23 protein-coding genes are annotated in these 17545 nt (G+C 41.2%); 22 read left to right on the top strand and 1 reads right to left on the bottom strand.

Annotation, left to right across the window (positions count from 1 at the left end; all coding sequences use genetic code 11):
• The first annotated feature begins 5 nt into the window (after nucleotides 1-5).
• The 13 genes from BQ5364_RS17955 to BQ5364_RS11730 all read left to right on the top strand — a co-directional run bounded on the left by BQ5364_RS17955 (nucleotide 6) and on the right by BQ5364_RS11730 (nucleotide 7376).
• Nucleotides 6-161 (top strand): hypothetical protein, encoded by a 156-nt coding sequence (locus BQ5364_RS17955; RefSeq protein ID WP_159431688.1) that lies wholly within the window; start codon nucleotides 6-8, stop codon nucleotides 159-161.
• Between the two features lie 13 nt (nucleotides 162-174).
• Complete coding sequence (locus BQ5364_RS11780) at nucleotides 175-441, top strand: hypothetical protein (protein WP_071144331.1); 267 nt, start codon at nucleotides 175-177, stop codon at nucleotides 439-441.
• 3 nt (nucleotides 442-444) lie between these two features.
• Nucleotides 445-1446: a BppU family phage baseplate upper protein gene (locus tag BQ5364_RS11775; protein ID WP_071144330.1), complete on the top strand. Its 1002-nt coding sequence runs from the start codon at nucleotides 445-447 to the stop codon at nucleotides 1444-1446.
• Nucleotides 1447-1456: 10 nt separating this feature from the next.
• Nucleotides 1457-2734, top strand: a complete 1278-nt coding sequence (locus tag BQ5364_RS11770) for a hypothetical protein (protein WP_071144329.1) — start codon at nucleotides 1457-1459, stop codon at nucleotides 2732-2734.
• A 383-nt stretch (nucleotides 2735-3117) separates the two neighbouring features.
• Nucleotides 3118-4281 carry an RNA-directed DNA polymerase gene (locus tag BQ5364_RS11765; RefSeq protein WP_071144328.1) on the top strand — a complete coding sequence of 388 codons (1164 nt, stop codon included), beginning with the start codon at nucleotides 3118-3120 and terminating at the stop codon, nucleotides 4279-4281.
• 25 nt (nucleotides 4282-4306) lie between these two features.
• On the top strand, nucleotides 4307-4504 hold the full coding sequence (locus tag BQ5364_RS17950; protein ID WP_071144327.1) for a hypothetical protein: 198 nt from the start codon (nucleotides 4307-4309) through the stop codon (nucleotides 4502-4504).
• Between the two features lie 15 nt (nucleotides 4505-4519).
• Nucleotides 4520-4669 carry an XkdX family protein gene (locus tag BQ5364_RS17485; RefSeq protein WP_083382825.1) on the top strand — a complete coding sequence of 50 codons (150 nt, stop codon included), beginning with the start codon at nucleotides 4520-4522 and terminating at the stop codon, nucleotides 4667-4669.
• A gap of 16 nt (nucleotides 4670-4685) precedes the next feature.
• A complete protein-coding gene (locus BQ5364_RS11755; protein ID WP_022400540.1) occupies nucleotides 4686-5042 on the top strand; it encodes a hypothetical protein in 357 nt (118 codons plus the stop codon).
• A gap of 6 nt (nucleotides 5043-5048) precedes the next feature.
• Entirely contained in the window at nucleotides 5049-5372 is a 324-nt protein-coding gene (locus BQ5364_RS11750) for a hypothetical protein (protein WP_022400539.1), read from the top strand.
• Nucleotides 5373-5393: 21 nt separating this feature from the next.
• On the top strand, nucleotides 5394-5720 hold the full coding sequence (locus BQ5364_RS11745; RefSeq protein WP_147398051.1) for a hypothetical protein: 327 nt from the start codon (nucleotides 5394-5396) through the stop codon (nucleotides 5718-5720).
• 5 nt (nucleotides 5721-5725) lie between these two features.
• Nucleotides 5726-6076: a hypothetical protein gene (locus BQ5364_RS11740; RefSeq protein ID WP_022400537.1), complete on the top strand. Its 351-nt coding sequence runs from the start codon at nucleotides 5726-5728 to the stop codon at nucleotides 6074-6076.
• 21 nt (nucleotides 6077-6097) lie between these two features.
• Nucleotides 6098-7192, top strand: coding sequence for an endolysin-like domain-containing protein (locus BQ5364_RS11735; RefSeq protein WP_022400536.1), 1095 nt, complete (start codon nucleotides 6098-6100; stop codon nucleotides 7190-7192).
• Nucleotide 7193: 1 nt separating this feature from the next.
• Nucleotides 7194-7376: a hypothetical protein gene (locus BQ5364_RS11730; protein ID WP_054751093.1), complete on the top strand. Its 183-nt coding sequence runs from the start codon at nucleotides 7194-7196 to the stop codon at nucleotides 7374-7376.
• Nucleotides 7377-7413: 37 nt separating this feature from the next.
• Here the strand turns inward: BQ5364_RS11730 and BQ5364_RS11725 are convergent, their stop codons facing one another.
• The gene (locus tag BQ5364_RS11725; RefSeq protein WP_159431687.1) at nucleotides 7414-8397 is read right to left on the bottom strand and encodes an exonuclease domain-containing protein; all 984 of its coding nucleotides are present in this window, start codon (nucleotides 8395-8397) and stop codon (nucleotides 7414-7416) included.
• Nucleotides 8398-8522: 125 nt separating this feature from the next.
• On the opposite strand from BQ5364_RS11725, the gene BQ5364_RS11720 reads away from it, so the two are divergent.
• The 9 genes from BQ5364_RS11720 to BQ5364_RS11685 all read left to right on the top strand — a co-directional run bounded on the left by BQ5364_RS11720 (nucleotide 8523) and on the right by BQ5364_RS11685 (nucleotide 17491).
• Nucleotides 8523-8774 carry a helix-turn-helix domain-containing protein gene (locus BQ5364_RS11720; RefSeq protein ID WP_022400534.1) on the top strand — a complete coding sequence of 84 codons (252 nt, stop codon included), beginning with the start codon at nucleotides 8523-8525 and terminating at the stop codon, nucleotides 8772-8774.
• A gap of 121 nt (nucleotides 8775-8895) precedes the next feature.
• Entirely contained in the window at nucleotides 8896-9027 is a 132-nt protein-coding gene (locus BQ5364_RS18470) for a hypothetical protein (RefSeq protein WP_268874316.1), read from the top strand.
• Between the two features lie 115 nt (nucleotides 9028-9142).
• Entirely contained in the window at nucleotides 9143-9307 is a 165-nt protein-coding gene (locus BQ5364_RS11715; RefSeq protein WP_083382821.1) for a helix-turn-helix domain-containing protein, read from the top strand.
• Between the two features lie 67 nt (nucleotides 9308-9374).
• Nucleotides 9375-10427, top strand: a complete 1053-nt coding sequence (locus BQ5364_RS11710) for an IS30 family transposase (RefSeq protein ID WP_071144324.1) — start codon at nucleotides 9375-9377, stop codon at nucleotides 10425-10427.
• Between the two features lie 230 nt (nucleotides 10428-10657).
• Nucleotides 10658-11146 (top strand): DUF6106 family protein, encoded by a 489-nt coding sequence (locus BQ5364_RS11705; RefSeq protein ID WP_071144323.1) that lies wholly within the window; start codon nucleotides 10658-10660, stop codon nucleotides 11144-11146.
• A gap of 141 nt (nucleotides 11147-11287) precedes the next feature.
• Nucleotides 11288-12742 carry an IMP dehydrogenase gene (gene guaB / locus BQ5364_RS11700; protein WP_004611383.1) on the top strand — a complete coding sequence of 485 codons (1455 nt, stop codon included), beginning with the start codon at nucleotides 11288-11290 and terminating at the stop codon, nucleotides 12740-12742.
• Between the two features lie 97 nt (nucleotides 12743-12839).
• Nucleotides 12840-13613, top strand: coding sequence for a carbohydrate ABC transporter permease (locus BQ5364_RS11695; RefSeq protein ID WP_071144322.1), 774 nt, complete (start codon nucleotides 12840-12842; stop codon nucleotides 13611-13613).
• Complete coding sequence (locus BQ5364_RS11690; protein WP_004611376.1) at nucleotides 13606-14445, top strand: carbohydrate ABC transporter permease; 840 nt, start codon at nucleotides 13606-13608, stop codon at nucleotides 14443-14445. Before BQ5364_RS11695 ends, BQ5364_RS11690 begins: the two co-directional genes overlap by 8 nt.
• A gap of 28 nt (nucleotides 14446-14473) precedes the next feature.
• The gene (locus tag BQ5364_RS11685; RefSeq protein ID WP_071144321.1) at nucleotides 14474-17491 is read left to right on the top strand and encodes a beta-galactosidase, LacZ type; all 3018 of its coding nucleotides are present in this window, start codon (nucleotides 14474-14476) and stop codon (nucleotides 17489-17491) included.
• Nucleotides 17492-17545 lie beyond the last annotated feature (54 nt).

Below are 17545 nucleotides of genomic sequence, written 5' to 3'. Positions count from 1 at the left end.
AGGACATGGAAAAAGAACAGGTTGAAATTACAGAAGAGGCAACACCGTTGCCGCTTGAATTAAATAAAGCACCAGCACCATTACAGGAAGAGGAAAACAAAGCAAAGACGGATACATTTAATTTTACAGAGGCAGTATTGATTGCAATGAATGAAGAATAAAGGAGAGTGCGCAATGAGCAAAGAACAGGAAGAAATGCAGCAGGCAACAGAGGAACATATAGAGCAGCCGTTACCAGATGAACCAAAAGAGGAACAGAGTGAGCCAATGGGAATACTTACAAGCCGAGCGCATGAAGATATGACATTAGCAATTTTACAAGTACAGGCAGCCTATGGACTGCCAGCATATTTAACAGATCTGATTGTAACGGCAGTACTTGCGGATATCAGGGGCTGTGCAAATAAGGATTTGCTTAATGCATTGAGCAGAAAGGAGTAGCACATGGCGTTACAGAATGTACAGAGAATACAGATTGAGCTTGACGGCAGCGCACCTTTTGAGTATGTCGTGGCGAAAGCTGGGGAAAAAGAAAGCCGGATAGTAGAAGTTACACTATTGGAGAATAAGAAAGAGTTTACCATACCAGCCGGGACAACAGCCAAAATCAAGTATTACAAGCCGGACGGCAAATTTGTATTAAACAATGCCACAATAAGCGGAAATGTTATTACAGTGACATATACAGAGCAGATGCTGGCGGTTTCCGGCACTGGGCGTGGGGAAATTGTTTTATACAACGGAACAGCCGTATTACGAAGCGCAACGTATTACACGAAGATTACGCCAACGGTGTACAAGGAAAACGGGCTGATAAGCGATAATGAGTTTCTGGATATGGCAGAAAGCATTATTGCGATGAATAAGCAGACTGATAAGGCGATAAATGCAACCAAGAGCGCAGAACAGGCTGCAACAGATGCCAATACAGCAGCGGCAGCAGCAAACAGCGCAGCGAAAGCCGGAAATGCAGCAGCCGCAGCCGGGAACAATGCAGCCAAGGCGGCAAACGATGCAGCAGAGGCAGCAAATGCGGCGGCAAACAGCGTAGACAAGACAAAGAAAGATGCGACAGCGGCAGCAGGAGCAGCCAACAGTGCAGCAAATGCAGCCAACGAAGCCGCTACAGCCGCCAACAATGCGGCGAAAGCAGGAAATGCAGCAGCCGCAGCCGGGAACAGCGCAGCTAAGGCAGCGAATGATGCAGCATCGGCGGCAAATGAAGCCAAAGCCAATACAGTAACAGCAACACAGAACGCACAGACAGCAACCAGCGAGGCGAACACAAAGGCAGCCGCCGCCAATAATGCAGCCGCAGCGGCAAATAAAGCGGCGGCAGCCTGTGAGAATATGGCAAAGGGAATTAACAGCATGACGGACGGCACAACGGGCATTACCTACACAATAGGGATTAATGGCGGCATGGTGTATTTAGAATCAGTATAAGGAGCAGAGCATGGCAAGAATTTATTTAGCAGATAAAGAAACATTGGACAGTACACACGCAAATACAAACGCAATTCTGGCTGCATTAGAGGAAAGCGGCGGGGAACATAAAAAAGCGGTACGCTATGGTATCAAAATCAATAAGAGCGACAGCGGAAAAAAGAGCCGGGTAACATACTTATATGATGCTGTAGGCATGACACCTGCGGCAATGAATTATACGGACGGCACATTTAACTATGGTAGCTGGGGCAATGTTGAATTTGTAAAGAATAACTACCCTTGCATGGTTAAATTTGACGGCACAGAGGACTACAAGTTACTGGCAACAAATTACGCATTAAAGGCAGACGGTACAACGGCAAGTGATGCGGCAAACGTGGATTATGCAGGTAATGCAATGGCAGCATTTATGGGCGGCTGGCTGTGCCAGTACGAAACAGCTACAGACGAATATATCATTTGGAGCAATGTAAAATATGATGACGGGTACAACGCATACCACAGAACTGCACCAGACGGAATTATCAGAGAGGGATTTTACCGCAGAATCTATACACCTACATTATTAAGCAACGTGGCAAGGTCTTTAAGCGGGCAGCAGCCAATGGCAAGCAAAAATGCAACGCAGGAACGTACATACATTAAAGCAAACGGCGATGTATGGGAGCATACAAGCTGGTGGGAATGGAATTATATTATTGCACTGTTAAAGATTATGGCAAAAACAGAGGATTTACAAGAAGCATACGGCAATGGAAATATGAGCGGTTATGTGAATGATTCAACGAAGTATTACGGAGTACTTGCCTCAGGCAGTATGGACGATAAAGGGCAGTTTTACGGATATAATGCCGGAAACAAGCAGATTAAGGTATTCCATACAGAGGCAATGTGGGGCGATCAGTGGGAGCGTATCTGTCAAATGGTATGCGATAAAGGTGTTGTGAAAGTGCAGCCGTATGGGGATTGCAATTTAACTGGCGCAGGATTTGAAAAAGTACTGGATTTTGCAGATTACGGAGTAAGCGGTAGTGTTGGTGGTTACATGAAAGATACTGTTATGACGAAAGCGGGACGTTTCCCGGTAACATATACAGGTAGCAGCTCAACATATTTGTGTGATTACTTTTGGTTGAATACGGGCATTGTGGCTGTGCCTCTTGTGGGCGGCAGCTGCAACCGCGGGCTGTGTTGCGGGGCTTGCGTGGACTTGGGCAACACCGCTGGCGGTGCGAACTGGATCATTGCGCCCGGTCTTTCTTGCAAAATGCCTAACGCTGCGTAAGCAGCAAAAGGGGGAACGGGGGATTTTTCCCCCGCAGGAAAGTACAACATACGAAAATATAACGGTAGAGAGAATATAATAGGGGATTTCCGGGGCGTGGCTGTGCCTCTTGTGGGCGGCAACTGCAACAACGGGCTGAATTGCGGGGCTTACGTGAACTTGAACAACACCGCTGGCAATGCGAACTGGAACATTGCGCCCGGTCATTCTTATCAAATTATGGAAGATTAACCAAATGCCCCGGAAATTCCTACACCGCTGGCGGTTGAAATACCGCTGAAAGTGAAAATACAGCCGCAAAAGGTGCAGTATGGTAGCCGGGGCGAAACCCTTAGTTGTATAGCGTGGCGAATTACTGCAAGGCGATAAGAAAGAGAATAAGAATGATTAGTTTTAATGGCGTAAGCGAACAACTGTATATACCAGAGGAACAAATAAAAGATATATACAATGCATCAAAAGGAAAGAGTAAGAAAGAACAGGCGCAGATAGTAAAAGCGAATGTAGAACACTACAGAAAAGAACTGGATAAAAGATTAAAGAACAATACATTTGCACCGAAAAGACATAAAACAAAAATCATACAGGAAAATTCTTGTAAGAAAACACGAAAGATAGTAAAGCCACAATATATGTATGAGCAAATGGCGCACCATTCCGTAATGCGGGTATTTGTGCCGATTGCAATGAGGGGAATGTATTACCATGTGTACGGGAGTATACCGGGAAAAGGTGTACACAGAGGAAAAAGAACCGTAGAACGGTGGATAAGAGAGGATAGCAGAAACTGCAAGTACATATATAAGCTGGATATACGGCATTTCTTTGAGAGTGTGCCGCACAGAAGATTAAAGAAAGCACTAAAACGGAAAATCAGAGATAGGGAGTTGCTAAAGAAATTATTTATTATCATAGACAGCCATAAACCGGGGCTGCCATTGGGCTATTACCCGTCACAGTGGTTCGGTAATTTTTATTTGCAGCCACTAGATCACTTTATCATGGAGCAGTTACATGTAAAGCATTACATACGGTATATGGACGATATGGTTATATTCGGAAACAATAAAAAGGAACTGCATAAAGCGAGGCTGCAAATTGAGAAATTTATAACGGAAGAGCTGGGATTACAAATAAAGAAAAACTGGCAGGTATTCCGTTTTGACTATGTAGACAGAAAAGGCAAGCGCAGAGGCAGACCACTGGACTTTATGGGGTTCAAATTTTATAGAGATAGAACAACGATACGAAAGAGCATATTACAGGGCATACGTGGCAAGGTCAACCGGGTAAAGCGAAAAGAAAAGATTACGTGGGTAGATGCAGGTAGTTTACTTTCTAGGCTGGGCTGGATTTGGCATAGTGACACTTACGCATATTACGAAAGATACATAAAACCATATGTAAAAGTGAAAGTGCTAAAAACGCTGGTTTCAAAGCACGCAAGAAAGGAGAACATACGCAATGGAATGGTACGCAGCAGAAAGCACCGCAGAAGAAAAACCGAAAGAGCTGGATATAACAAGCAGCCCGCACCTTGTATATAAGAGGCGCAATATTGAAAGAGTACCAATGAGCAACGAAAATGAGGAAAGCAAGGCAGGCGAAAAGTGGGTATATGAAGAATGTACGCAGGATAAAGAAGAGTATGAGAGCCAGCAGGCAGAATTATTAAGCCCAACTACAGAGGCAATCATGCAGGAAATTTCTGCATTGCAGATGCAGCAGACAGAAACGCAGATCACACTTGAAATGTTAATGGAGCAGTAGAAAGGCGGCACAGACATGTACGAAGAACTGAAAAAGAAATACGATAAAGGCTATATCACAAAGGCAACATTAAAAGGCTGGGTACGCATTGAGCGTAAGGTAAAGGGCAGAGGGATTACAGAGGAACAGTACGAGCAGATTACAGGCGAAAAATACGAGGCATAGGAGAAACACAGAGAAAATGGTAGAACAGGTAACAACTTACATTACGGCAAACTGGGTAGCATGGTTATTTGCCGGAGCGTATGCAATTCTTATTGCACTTTATAAAAAAGAGAAACAGCAGCATAAGGAAGAAAGAGAAGAAAACAAGGCAGTGCGTGAGGGATTGCAGGCACTTTTGCGGCAGCAAATCATAGATATTTGCCTAAAGTATGAGGAACGCAAAGAAGCCCCGGCATGGGCAAAGCAGGCTGAAACATCAGCATATAAAGCCTATGAAAAGCTGGGCGGCAATGATGTAGCACACGCAATGCATGAAAGATTTATGCAACTGCCATTATCAGACGGTAATTTAGAAACAGAAAGGATACATTAGCAGTAAATGACATATCGCAGGAGAAAGCGGCGTAGAAGAGTGACACCACAGGCGGCGGTAAGCTGGCTGTGGGAGTTCAGTAAAAAAGTGGTGTGGACGGTAACACTCTTATACATTGTGTCGTTTGTGTTCGCAATGGTTTTATGTTGGCGAGAGCTACAGTTCATAGGAAACACAGCGGCAATAACAACACTGATTACAGAATCAAACGAAACATTCCGGGTAGTTGTTGGTGGATATCTGATTAAAGCAGGAATAGAAAACGCCTGCAAGATTGTTACCAGTAAGCAAACGCCGCAGGAAGAAACAGACGATAACGCAGAGGGGTAAGGTGGTAATATGGGCTTTATCATGGAAAATATCAGAGTTATAGGAATTGTGTACCTTATAGGTGCAATCATTACTTTTATTGGTTTATTTGCTTTTTTTACGTGGGCAGCAAAGGCAGATGCCAAGGAACAGGAATTATACCCGGAATATCCGATAGAAGATGAAAACGAACCATTCAGCTTGTACATAACGGTTGTATTTATTATTTCCATTATGACGGCAATTATATGGTGGGGCGTACCGCTTTTGTTGGGTGGGTTGCTTCTTTATGACAAGATAACGCAGGAGTACCCGCAGTTAATGGGTGGCATGAATGACACAGAAGAAAAAGAAAACGGAAAGGAATAGAGAAAATGGAAAAAGTACTTTTTTATGTAGCGGCAGCATTGATTGCTGTAATGGTTTTGACACTGTGGGTAAATATTATTGTGGCAATCACAAAAAAGGTTGTTGCGTGGGACAAGTTCCCGGTGCAGGTGTGGGTAATGATTGTAGCCATTGCCTCTACATTGATTACCGCAGCAGCATTTGCACAGTATTTTAATATTGCAATGTTGTGGTATTACTGGGTAGCAGCTATTGCGCTGGGCTTTTTGGTATGCTATGCGGCAATGTTTGGATATGACAACCTTTATAAGCAAATCATGGAAACTGTACAAAAGATAAGGGAACTACTGGCAGGAATCACAAAAGACGCTGAATAGAAAGAATGAGGATAAAACTATATGAGCGTATTGATTGGACACGCAAGCATCAGCGAGAACGGAACTATTAACGGAAAAAAGGGAGATCAGACGGGAAAAGAGGTATGTGTAAGAAACTTTTATAGTAAACCATGGGATTTTATGGCAATCCACCCGGACGCAAACGTAAGAGAGAAGCACGCAAAAGCGGTAGAGGCAGGCTGTGCAAATAACAATATCGGATACGGACAGGGCGATAGAAACACGCTGAACACAGAGGCAAAGAAAGTAAATTATGATTTGTCAAAAGTAGGGCTGTGCAATACGGACTGTAGCGAGTTCCAGAACGTGTGCGCCGTTGCATCTGGCGCAGCAGGCGTAACGCATGGCAGTAATGGGTGGACTACAGCAACCATGCGTAACGCATTAAAGGCTGCGGGCTACAAAATCATTACAGACAGTGCATTTCTGAAAAATGAAAATTACTGTGTAAGAGGTGCAATCTATGTAAAAGAAAGCTCACACACCGTATGCGGGCTGACAAATGGAACATACGCAGCACAGACGCTTGCAAAAGCCGGGATTGGCGGGTACGCCGGAAATAACAACTATTCTGGCAAAGGAATTGGTACAGCGGTTGCAAAATGCGATATGAACATCAGAAGCGTAGCAGAAGTAAAGAGCAATACTGTATACAGTTCGATTAAAGCGGGCACAAAAGTAGAAGTGCTGGAGGTGTTGGCAAATGGCTGGTATAAGATTGTATGGGCGGGCGCATCTTGCGGCTATGCTTATACATCGAATACAAACAATAAGTATTATACATATACCGCCAACAGCAAAAACAACAGTACCAGCACAAGCGGCAGCAGTGGATTAAAGCAGACGCAGAAACCAGAATCAGCGTTGTGTTTTGATAAGACGCTGGCGGGTGCATATGTTGTTACAGCGGACAAATTGCACATGAGAGCAGGAGCAGGAAAAACAAAAGCGGACTATGGAACTATCGCAGAGGGTGGCAAAGTACATTGTTACGGATATTACAACAAAGAAAAGGGGACAGGTGCAAAATGGCTGTATGTTGCCTGCGGAAACGTAACGGGATACTGCCATAGCGATTATCTGAAAAGAGCATAATATGGACGCACAAACAGCGGGCAGAGTTTTGGCGGCGTTGGTAATATGTAGCGGGCACAATAAAGGCTGTGACGAGTGCCCGGCATACGATGTAGAAGCCACAGGAGAAGCACAGCAGAAACGATGCAATGAATTATTGAGCGATAGCAATATTGAAAAAGCATTAGAAACAATGAGAGGATAAAAGAAAGGGTAGCGGTGTGAGCCGTTACCCTTTTTGCCTACTGATTTAAAACCAGATCATAAAATACGTTTTCAGATAAAATCTGTATGTCCTTGCCTTTTAAAATAAGTGATTCAGCCTTTTTCTGTTTATTGCTTTTACCGTCTTTTATGAGACTGCAAAAATCATTATTGCCGAGAATTAAATAATTTGTTTTGGCTGTGACGTTATCCCCGCACTGCCCGCCGAGGTTTACCACAAGTTGCATGGCATCTTTACGCTGCATCTTTTCTAATGTGCCAGTGAATACACAGAGCTTGCCGTAAAGCGGGTGGCTGATATCAAAATTATCTGTAGTTGCCGTAATATCTTTTGCATGTAGCTGGCGGCTGGAATAAGAAGCCTTAAAGCTGTCAAAGTCCCCGTATTGTGAAATTGCATCAGAAAGCAATGCTTGATAGCAGGTGTTGCAGGCTTCACAATCAGCATAGGAGCGGTGCGCCGGGGAAGAAACTTTATAATGAGCGGCAACCGTTTCTAGTTTGTGGTTTTTCAGTTCCGGCAGCAGTTTCCTTGCAAAGCGCATTACATCAACAAAGGAATTGGTAAAATCAATGCTGTGCGTATCCTGCAATACGTCATAAATAAAATTGATATCGAAATTTACGTTATATCCTACAAGGATATCAGAACCGACAAAATCATAGAAAGATTTAATTGCATCGGAAATGGTGGGAGCATCAGCAACCAGATCGTTTGTTATCCCGGTCAATTCGGTTATAAAGCTGTCAATAGGTTCGGTGGGTTTAACAAGAGTAGTAAAAGAATCAACTAAAGAACCGTTTGAGTAGCGCAGTGCGGATAGTTCGATGATTTCACAATAACGGGAGTCCAGCCCGGTTGTTTCAATGTCGATTACCGTATAAGTATCTGGTGCGGCAATGAGGCTGTGCCCTTTATTTGGGCGGCTGGGTTTTTCTGATTTATCAGACGTAGCAACAAAAGGTTTCCCGTTTTCATCAATACCGATAGAAATGAACATAGTAAATACCCTCTTTCGTTTGAAAATTATAGTCATGCTGACCTTTAACACAATTATGCTTTTGAAATGTGGTAAAGTCAAGAAAAATTCTGATTATTAACACAAAGACGATAGGGGCGTACTGAATGAAAATATACGCATACAAAGGGAAAGATAATTTATGTGGGGAACGCATAAGGTTGGCGAGAGCGAAAAACAGAATTACACAAAGCGATTTAGCAGCACGTATGCAGGTAGCTGGGGTTACAATAGAAAGAGATTCGATAAGCCGGATAGAGCGGGGCACAAGAATTGTAACAGATTACGAATTGAAAATATTTTCTAAAGCGTTGGGCGTAAGCATGGAATGGCTGACAGACGAAAGCGGGACACTGTAACAATAGTTATGGTGTTTTTCTTTATAAAAAATACACCCAATGAGTAAAAAATGATTGACAAATGTACTCAATGGGTATATAATATAATTGTAGCAAGGGAACAGCAGGAAAGGAGTTAAAAATGGAGAACGAAGAAATGAGCAAAGCCGATTTAATAGCAATGTTGGTATCAATTAGAGAAGTAGCAAGAACAAACGGGGAAACACATACAGTAGAACATATAGAAAAGATTCTTGAAGAAGTAAGAAAATAAAATAGAATAAAGGGAACACACGAGGGGCGGATACCTAAACAATCCTGCTAACCGCCCCAAGTGCTATAATGTAAATATAGCAGGAATAAAACAGAAAATCAAGGGGCGTGATAAAATGACGATTGAAGAGGCACGCAAACAGCGGGGCATGAGCAGGCGTGAGGTATCGGAATGGTTAGAGATACCATATAGAACGCTGACAAACTGGGAGAACGGGATACGGAGCTGCCCGCATTACATTGAAAAGCTGATAGTAGAAAAGATATTGCAGGGCAAATAGCAAAAAGCACACAGAGAGCCGCAGGACAACAACGCCTGCGGCTTGTTTTACGAAAGAGGGCGGGAACATGGCAAATCAAAAGGGTAGCAGACAATTAAAACACAATGATAGAATCAGATTAGAAGCCTTGTATAATGCAGGGCACAAGGTTGTAGAGATTGCAGAGATTTTAAATGTACACCGCAGTACGATTTATAACGAGTTGAAGCGTGGGCAATATGAACATTTGAACAGTGATTATACAAGAGAAATGAGATACAGCGCAGACCTTGCACAACGGAAATATGAGGAAAATTTAAAAGTGCGAGGAACACAATTAAAGATAGGAAATGATATTAAGCTGGCAAATTACATAGAGGACAAAATAATAAATGAAGATTACAGCCCGGACGCAATCATAGGGGAACTGACAGCAGAGGGACGCTGGGGAGAATTTCAAACCAGAATATGCACCACTACAGTATACAGCTATATTGATAAGGGAATCTTTTTAAAGGTAACAAATAAGGATTTGCCAGTAAAGAAGAACAAAAAGCGCAAATATAATAAGGTAAAGAAACAGAAAAGGGTAGAAGCAGGGGAAAGCATAGAAAACAGACCAGAAGCAATAAACAACCGGGAAGAGTTCGGACATTGGGAAATGGATAGCGTAATAGGACAGCGGGGGAAATCGAAAAATACATTGCTGACACTCACGGAGCGAAAGACACGAGCAGAAATTATTTTTAAATTGCCAGATCACAGTGCAGAGGCAGTAGTGGCAGCAGTTGACAGATTAGAGAAACGCTGGGGCGAAATGTTTAAGACGGTGTTTAAGAGTATCACAGTAGACAACGGCACAGAGTTTGCGTATTGCGCAGAGTTGGAGCGTTCAGCGATAGGCGAGGGGAAAAGAACCAAAATGTATTATTGCCACCCGTACAGCAGTTGGGAGCGTGGCACAAACGAGGTAACAAATAAAATGGTACGCCGCCGAGTTCCAAAGGGTACAAATTTTGACGGACGGACAGAGGAAGAAATACAGGCAGTGGAAGAGTGGATAAATAAGTATCCAAGGCGCATACATGGGTATAAATCAGCAGGGCAGTTATTTGATGAAGAACTTAAAAGAATCAGTTAATCTATTAAAAGGGTATAATGGCTGGCTGGAAACGGTACAGCCTTATTGGATTGCTTACAAAAAGAACAGTAGAAACAGAATATACAATAAAAGTACATATGTTTTGTACAAAATGCCGATATTGAAATTTTGTCGAAAAAAAGGTTGAAATTTTTAAATTAGAAGAAAGCTTGTAGAGTATATTGAAGTTGTGCTACAATAATAATATGAATTTACAAGTGGAGGTTAGTATGAGTGACTATTACACAGAACAATTAGTAAAACAAAAAGCAAAAGCATCATCAATGATAGCAAAGACAGCGTTGATAGTAGTTACGGTGTTGTCGTTTTTTCTTGTGCTGCTGTTTCCGATGGCGATGATTATTCCGGTCATTATGGTTGTTGTGGATATCGTTTTATTCAAGCGTTTTGATCTGGAATTTGAATATCTGTATGTCAACGGAGATCTTGATATTGATAAGATTATGGCAAAACAAAAAAGAAAAAGAGTGTTTGAGATGAATGTAAGAGATATGGAAGTACTTGCACCTACAGGCTCTATTGAACTGCAGCAGTATCAGAGAACAAAAACATATGATTTTAGTTCCGGAGTGGAAGGCGCAAGAACATATGAGATGGTGACAATCTCTCAGGGACAGACTGTGAAAATTATTTTTGAGCCAAATAAAACGATTTTGGAAGGCATGAAAATGCTTGCGCCGAGAAAAGTGTTTATTTAGTCTTGACAGAAACGAATCTTTTTTGTAATATAACACTACCTTATAAAAAACGTTTATATAAGGAATTATTTATAAGTATTCCTTATTAGTGTATTATTATACAATAATCAGACCAAAAAGAGAAAGAGAGGATGAAAGATCATGGGAAAAATTATTGGAGAAGGTATTACATTTGATGATGTACTGTTAGTACCTGCATATTCAGAGGTAATTCCAAACCAAGTAGATTTATCAACTAATTTAACTAAAAAAATCAGATTAAACATTCCGATGATGAGCGCAGGCATGGATACTGTAACAGAACACCGTATGGCAATTGCGATGGCTCGTCAGGGAGGTATTGGTATTATCCATAAAAATATGTCGATTGAACAGCAGGCAGAAGAAGTCGACAAGGTAAAACGTTCAGAAAATGGTGTCATCACAGATCCATTTTCGTTGTCACCAGAGCATACACTGCAAGATGCAGATGATTTGATGGGAAAATTCCGTATTTCGGGTGTACCTATCACAGAGGGGAAAAAATTAGTTGGTATTATTACGAACCGTGATTTAAAGTTTGAAGAAGATTTTACAAAGAAAATCAAAGAATCAATGACTTCAGAAGGATTGATTACTGCACCGGAAGGCATCACTTTGGAAGAAGCAAAGAAAATCCTCGCAAAAGCAAGAAAAGAAAAATTACCGATCGTAGATAAAGATTTTAACTTAAAAGGTCTTATTACAATCAAAGATATTGAAAAGCAGATCAAATACCCATTGTCAGCAAAAGATGAACAAGGACGTCTGTTATGTGGTGCGGCAGTTGGAATTACAGCAAACTGCGTAGAACGTGTGGATGCGCTTGTAAAGGCTCATGTGGATGTTGTTGTTATGGACTCAGCACATGGACACTCTGCGAATGTAATCAGAACAGTGAAGATGGTAAAAGAAAAATATCCGGATCTTCAGGTGATTGCAGGTAATGTGGCAACAGGAGAGGCAGCAAGAGCTTTGATTGAAGCTGGAGTAGATGCGGTGAAGGTTGGTATCGGACCTGGATCCATCTGTACAACACGTGTTGTTGCAGGTATCGGTGTGCCACAGATTTCAGCAATCATGGACTGCTATGAGGCAGCAAAAGAAGCTGGAATTCCAATCATCGCAGATGGTGGTATCAAATATTCAGGTGATATGACAAAGGCGATAGCAGCAGGTGCCAATGTATGTATGATGGGAAGCATTTTTGCGGGATGTGATGAAAGCCCTGGAACATTCGAATTATTCCAAGGAAGAAAATATAAAGTGTACCGTGGTATGGGATCTATTGCAGCGATGGAGAACGGAAGTAAAGACCGCTATTTCCAGACAGATGCAAAGAAACTGGTTCCGGAAGGAGTAGAAGGTCGTGTCGCATACAAAGGAACAGTAGAAGATACTGTGTTCCAGCTTATGGGAGGTCTTCGCTCTGGTATGGGTTATTGTGGAACGCCTACGATTGAAGATTTGAAAGAAGAAGGAAGATTTGTAAAAATTTCTGCAGCTTCTTTGAAAGAAAGTCATCCACATGATATTCATATTACAAAAGAAGCACCAAACTATAGTGTAGATGAATAAAAGAATTATGTAAAAAATAGATTGCGTATTAGCGAAATCTATTTTTTATGTGTGCCGAGCATAGAAATTTGCTTCATTTTACAAAAAAAGTACAAAAATCACATCATTTCAGACAGGTGTCGGCAACAATTTAACTTTTGATGGGTTGACAAATTATAAGAGATTATTGACAGATACAACATTTAAAAAAGCATTGATAAATACAGTATTGTTCTTGGTTATCCAAGTGCCGATTATGATTTTATTGGCATTGGTCATTTCGTCCATGCTGAATGATAAGAAACTGAAATTCAGAGGAGTATTTCGTACAGCAATCTTTTTACCATGTGTGACATCATTAGTAGCATATTCTATTATTTTTAAAAGTTTATTTGCAACGGATGGTTTCATTAACTCTTTACTGATGAATCTGCATGTGATTTCAGAACCGATTTCATGGATTACACATCCGATTTGGGCGAAGATATTGATCATTATTGCGATTACATGGCGCTGGACAGGTTATAATATGGTGTTTTATCTGTCAGGATTACAGAGCATTGACGATTCGATTTATGAGGCAGCAAATATTGACGGTGCAAATGCATTCCAAAAATTCAGATATATGACATTGCCGCTGCTGAAACCAATTATTCTTTTTACGACAATAAATTCTACAATTGGTACGCTTCAGCTGTTCGATGAAACGATGAATATTACCCAGGGAGGACCGGCAAATGCGACAATCACGATTTCGCAGTATATTTACAATCTCTTGTTTAAATATTCACCAGATTTCGGATATGCAGCAGCAGTTTCCTATGTTGTCGTAGTGTTGATAGTTGTCTTATCATTTATTCAGAAGAAGGTAGGTGAAGGAAAAGATGCGTAAAAAAGTGTTAAATGTATTTCGATATGTTTTTTTGTCGATTGTATCGTTTATTTCGGTGTTCCCGTTCTTTTGGATGATTGTGGCGGCAACAAACAAGTCGGTAGAAGTTACAAAAGGAACAATGATTCCGGGAACATATTTTTTCGAGAATCTGAAAACATTGTTGGCGTCAGATCTTCAGTATGTAAATGCATTTAAAAACTCAATTATAATTGCGATAGTTACAACAGCGCTTGCGATGGTTGTGTCATCAGCGGCGGGATATGCATTTGTTGTGTACAAAACAAAAGCTAGAGAAAGGGTATTCAATTTTATCTTTCTGTCTATGATGGTTCCGTTTGCAGCATTGATGGTTCCTCTGTTCCGGTTGTTCAGTAAATTCTCTAACATGGGACCGCTGAAAGTAATTGCGTTGAATACACCAATGGCTGTTATTATTATCGCAATTGCCACAGCCTTTTTGATTTTCTTTTTCAAACAAAATGCACAGACATTTCCAAAGGAACTGATTGAAGCAGCAAGAATAGATGGCTTGTCAGAAGTGAAAATTTTTATTAAAATCTTTATGCCAACGATGAAATCAACATATGCGGCAGCGATTGTTGTAACATTTATGACAAGCTGGAACAATTATTTATGGCCGTTGATTGCATTGCAGTCACCAGAAAAGAGAACTCTGCCACTTGTACTTTCGGCAATGGGGTCCTCTTATACACCGGATTATGGTATGATGATGACTGCGGTTGTCATTGCAACACTTCCGACAGCGTTGATTTTCTTTGTGATGCAGAAGCAGTTTGTTGCAGGTATGACAGGTTCGGTAAAAGGATAAATATAGAAGAAATAAAGGAGAAAGAGATATGTTGATGAGTGAACCAAGACTTACATGGTTGGAAGACCCAGAAGTGTTTGCTGTAAATAGAAAAGAAGCACATTCAGATCATGTTTATTATGAAAATACAGAAGAGATGGTGTTAGGGGCTGACATGCCTCTTCGCCAGTCTTTGAATGGAACATGGTATTTTAGCTATGCGAAAAATCCGACTGTGAGAGTGAAAGATTTTTATAAGAAAGACTTTGATTGCAGAATGTTTGATTCGATTGAAGTACCGGGACATATTCAGACGCAAGGATATGACCGATGCCAATATATCAACACGATGTATCCATGGGATGGAACAGAGTATCTGCGTCCGCCGATGGTATCGAAAGAATATAACCCGGTGGGAAGTTATGTAAAATACTTTGTACTTGAAAAAAATTTACAGGATAAACCGGTATTTGTTTCCTTCCAAGGTGTAGAGACAGCTTTTTATGTATGGCTGAACGGAGTGTTTATTGGATACAGTGAGGACAGTTTTACACCTGCGGAGTTTGAGCTTACCCCGTATCTTCAGGACGGTGAAAATAAACTGGCCGTTGAAGTTTACAAACGGAGCAGCGCAAGCTGGCTGGAGGATCAGGATTTTTGGAGATTTTCCGGAATTTTCCGCGATGTGTATTTGTATGCAGTTCCAAAAACACATATTGAAGATTTATCTGTAAAAAGCACACTGGACAATTCTTACAAAAACGGGAAATTATATCTCAAATTAAAAATTTCGGGACATACAGATTGTGCAGTAAAAGCAGTGCTTCTAAATGCAGAAGAAAAGATTGTTTTTGAAAAAAATATAAAGGGAAACTCTATATGTGAAATTAGCGGAGAAGTTGAAAATGTACATGCATGGAGTGCAGAAGACCCATATTTGTATCAATTATATCTGTATGTGGAAGATCAGAAAGGAAATCTGATCGAAGCAGTTCCGGAATTGGTTGGATTCCGAACATTTGAGATGATTGACAAAGTAATGCATATCAATGGAAAACGAATTGTATTTAAAGGTGTGAACCGGCATGAATTTAATGTGCGAAGAGGTCGTTCTATTAAGAAGGAAGATATGCTTTGGGATATTGAGTTTATGAAACAGCACAATATCAATGCAGTTCGTACTTCGCATTATCCAAATGAGAGTCTTTGGTATCGTCTGTGCGACATTTACGGAATTTATCTCATCGATGAGACAAACTTGGAATCCCACGGTTCATGGCAGAAGATGGGGGAGTGTGAACCTTCTTGGAATGTTCCCGGAAGCAGACCGGAGTGGAAAGAGGCAGTTTTGGATCGGGCGAAATCGATGTTTGAAAGAGATAAAAATCATCCATCTATTTTAATTTGGTCTTGTGGAAATGAATCTTATGCGGGTACTTGCATTGAGGCGATGTCAGACTATTTCCATGAAAAAGATGACACAAGATTAGTTCATTATGAGGGTGTATTCTGGAATCGTGAATTTGATCATATTAGTGATATGGAAAGTCGTATGTATGCAAAGCCGGCGGAGATAGAAGCGTTTCTAAGTAATGATCCGAAAAAACCATATATCAGTTGTGAGTATATGCATGCAATGGGAAATTCTTGCGGTGGCATGAAATTATATACGGATTTAGAGTCAAAATATGAATTGTATCAAGGCGGATTTATTTGGGATTATATCGATCAGTCGATGCTTCGGAAGAATGAGCAAGGTGAGGAAGTGTTTGCTTATGGTGGAGATTATGATGACAGAGCAACAGACTATGAATTCTGTACAAATGGAATCGTATATGCAGATCGAAAAATCTCTCCGAAAGCACAGGAAGTAAAGCAACTCTATGCGAATGTGAAACTGACTCCGGACGAAAATGGAGTGCTTATAAAAAATGAGAATTTATTTATTTCCACAGAAGCTTATACACTTGTCTATCGTATGATGCTAGATGGTTATCCTGTCTTTGAAAGTATGCGAAACGTAGTTGTACAGGCGCAAGAAGAACAGTATGTGAAATTGGATTATCCAAATATAGATGAGCCTGGAGAGTACACTTATGAAGTGGCAATGGAATTGACGGAGGACACGATTTGGGCAGATGCAGGACATGAGATCTGTTTTGGACAATTTGTCAAGAAGGTTACGGAAGAGGAAGAACAAACGACGAAAAAGATGCAGGTGATTTATGGCGATGTCAATATTGGAGTGAAGGGTGAAGGCTTTCTGGCAATGTTCTCAAAAAGTGAGGGAGGTCTTGCATCACTTCAGTATGATGGAACAGAGTATATTACACGGGCGCCGAAGACGAGTTATTGGAGAGCATGTACCGACAATGACCGTGGGGCAAAACAGGGATTTGACCGCAGTATGTGGCTGACTGCCGGTTTGTATCAAAAAGTCATTGATGTGAAAGTGGAGGAATTGGAAGAACAGGTTCGGATTACGTTTGAGTATGAACTGCCGACGATTCCAAAAGCATACAGTACAATTTCCTATGTGATGTCAGGTGACGGTGTTGTGCATGTACACTTGTTGTACAAAGGGACAGAAGGTCTTCCTGAAATACCGGCATTCGGAATGGATTTCAAACTCAAAGAGAGATATCATAATTTTGAATATTATGGATATGGTCCGGAGGAAAACTATGTCGACCGAATGGAAGGTGCAAGACTTGGCATTTTTGAGGGTACAGCAAAAGAAAATTTATCGAATTATCTGATTCCTCAGGAGTGTGGAAATCGTGTAGGAACAAGATGGCTGAAAGTGACAGATGAGTATGGCAGGGGTCTTCAATTTACATGTGAAGAGATTCCATTTGAGAGCAGCGTCCTTCCATATAGCGCGTACGAACTTGAGAATGCATTACATCAGGAAGAATTACCGAAAATACATTATACATGGGTTCGAATTCTTGCAAAACAGATGGGTGTTGGAGGAGATGACAGCTGGGGAGCACCGGTGCACGAACAGTATCGGATACCATCGGATAAAAATTTGGAAATTGCTTTCCATGTCAGTAAATTGTGATATAATAAGATATAGTTGGGTAAAAGGGCGAAGGGTCGAAGATTCTTCGTCCTT

This window comes from Coprococcus phoceensis, assembly GCF_900104635.1.
Taxonomy (GTDB): Bacteria; Bacillota; Clostridia; order Lachnospirales; family Lachnospiraceae; genus Faecalimonas; species Faecalimonas phoceensis.
This window is presented reverse-complemented; position numbering and strand designations above follow the sequence as displayed.

Excerpts from the sequence above, each read along its gene's own strand:
- BQ5364_RS17955 (WP_159431688.1), top strand. The coding sequence starts at position 6 with ATGGAAAAAGAACAGGTTGAAATTACAGAAGAGGCAACACCGTTGCCG.
- BQ5364_RS11780 (WP_071144331.1), top strand. The coding sequence starts at position 175 with ATGAGCAAAGAACAGGAAGAAATGCAGCAGGCAACAGAGGAACATATA.
- BQ5364_RS11775 (WP_071144330.1), top strand. The coding sequence starts at position 445 with ATGGCGTTACAGAATGTACAGAGAATACAGATTGAGCTTGACGGCAGC.
- BQ5364_RS11770 (WP_071144329.1), top strand. The coding sequence starts at position 1,457 with ATGGCAAGAATTTATTTAGCAGATAAAGAAACATTGGACAGTACACAC.
- BQ5364_RS11765 (WP_071144328.1), top strand. The coding sequence starts at position 3,118 with ATGATTAGTTTTAATGGCGTAAGCGAACAACTGTATATACCAGAGGAA.
- BQ5364_RS17950 (WP_071144327.1), top strand. The coding sequence starts at position 4,307 with ATGAGCAACGAAAATGAGGAAAGCAAGGCAGGCGAAAAGTGGGTATAT.
- BQ5364_RS17485 (WP_083382825.1), top strand. The coding sequence starts at position 4,520 with ATGTACGAAGAACTGAAAAAGAAATACGATAAAGGCTATATCACAAAG.
- BQ5364_RS11755 (WP_022400540.1), top strand. The coding sequence starts at position 4,686 with ATGGTAGAACAGGTAACAACTTACATTACGGCAAACTGGGTAGCATGG.
- BQ5364_RS11750 (WP_022400539.1), top strand. The coding sequence starts at position 5,049 with ATGACATATCGCAGGAGAAAGCGGCGTAGAAGAGTGACACCACAGGCG.
- BQ5364_RS11745 (WP_147398051.1), top strand. The coding sequence starts at position 5,394 with ATGGAAAATATCAGAGTTATAGGAATTGTGTACCTTATAGGTGCAATC.
- BQ5364_RS11740 (WP_022400537.1), top strand. The coding sequence starts at position 5,726 with ATGGAAAAAGTACTTTTTTATGTAGCGGCAGCATTGATTGCTGTAATG.
- BQ5364_RS11735 (WP_022400536.1), top strand. The coding sequence starts at position 6,098 with ATGAGCGTATTGATTGGACACGCAAGCATCAGCGAGAACGGAACTATT.
- BQ5364_RS11730 (WP_054751093.1), top strand. The coding sequence starts at position 7,194 with ATGGACGCACAAACAGCGGGCAGAGTTTTGGCGGCGTTGGTAATATGT.
- BQ5364_RS11725 (WP_159431687.1), bottom strand. The coding sequence starts at position 8,397 with ATGTTCATTTCTATCGGTATTGATGAAAACGGGAAACCTTTTGTTGCT.
- BQ5364_RS11720 (WP_022400534.1), top strand. The coding sequence starts at position 8,523 with ATGAAAATATACGCATACAAAGGGAAAGATAATTTATGTGGGGAACGC.
- BQ5364_RS18470 (WP_268874316.1), top strand. The coding sequence starts at position 8,896 with ATGGAGAACGAAGAAATGAGCAAAGCCGATTTAATAGCAATGTTGGTA.
- BQ5364_RS11715 (WP_083382821.1), top strand. The coding sequence starts at position 9,143 with ATGACGATTGAAGAGGCACGCAAACAGCGGGGCATGAGCAGGCGTGAG.
- BQ5364_RS11710 (WP_071144324.1), top strand. The coding sequence starts at position 9,375 with ATGGCAAATCAAAAGGGTAGCAGACAATTAAAACACAATGATAGAATC.
- BQ5364_RS11705 (WP_071144323.1), top strand. The coding sequence starts at position 10,658 with ATGAGTGACTATTACACAGAACAATTAGTAAAACAAAAAGCAAAAGCA.
- guaB (WP_004611383.1), top strand. The coding sequence starts at position 11,288 with ATGGGAAAAATTATTGGAGAAGGTATTACATTTGATGATGTACTGTTA.
- BQ5364_RS11690 (WP_004611376.1), top strand. The coding sequence starts at position 13,606 with ATGCGTAAAAAAGTGTTAAATGTATTTCGATATGTTTTTTTGTCGATT.
- BQ5364_RS11685 (WP_071144321.1), top strand. The coding sequence starts at position 14,474 with ATGTTGATGAGTGAACCAAGACTTACATGGTTGGAAGACCCAGAAGTG.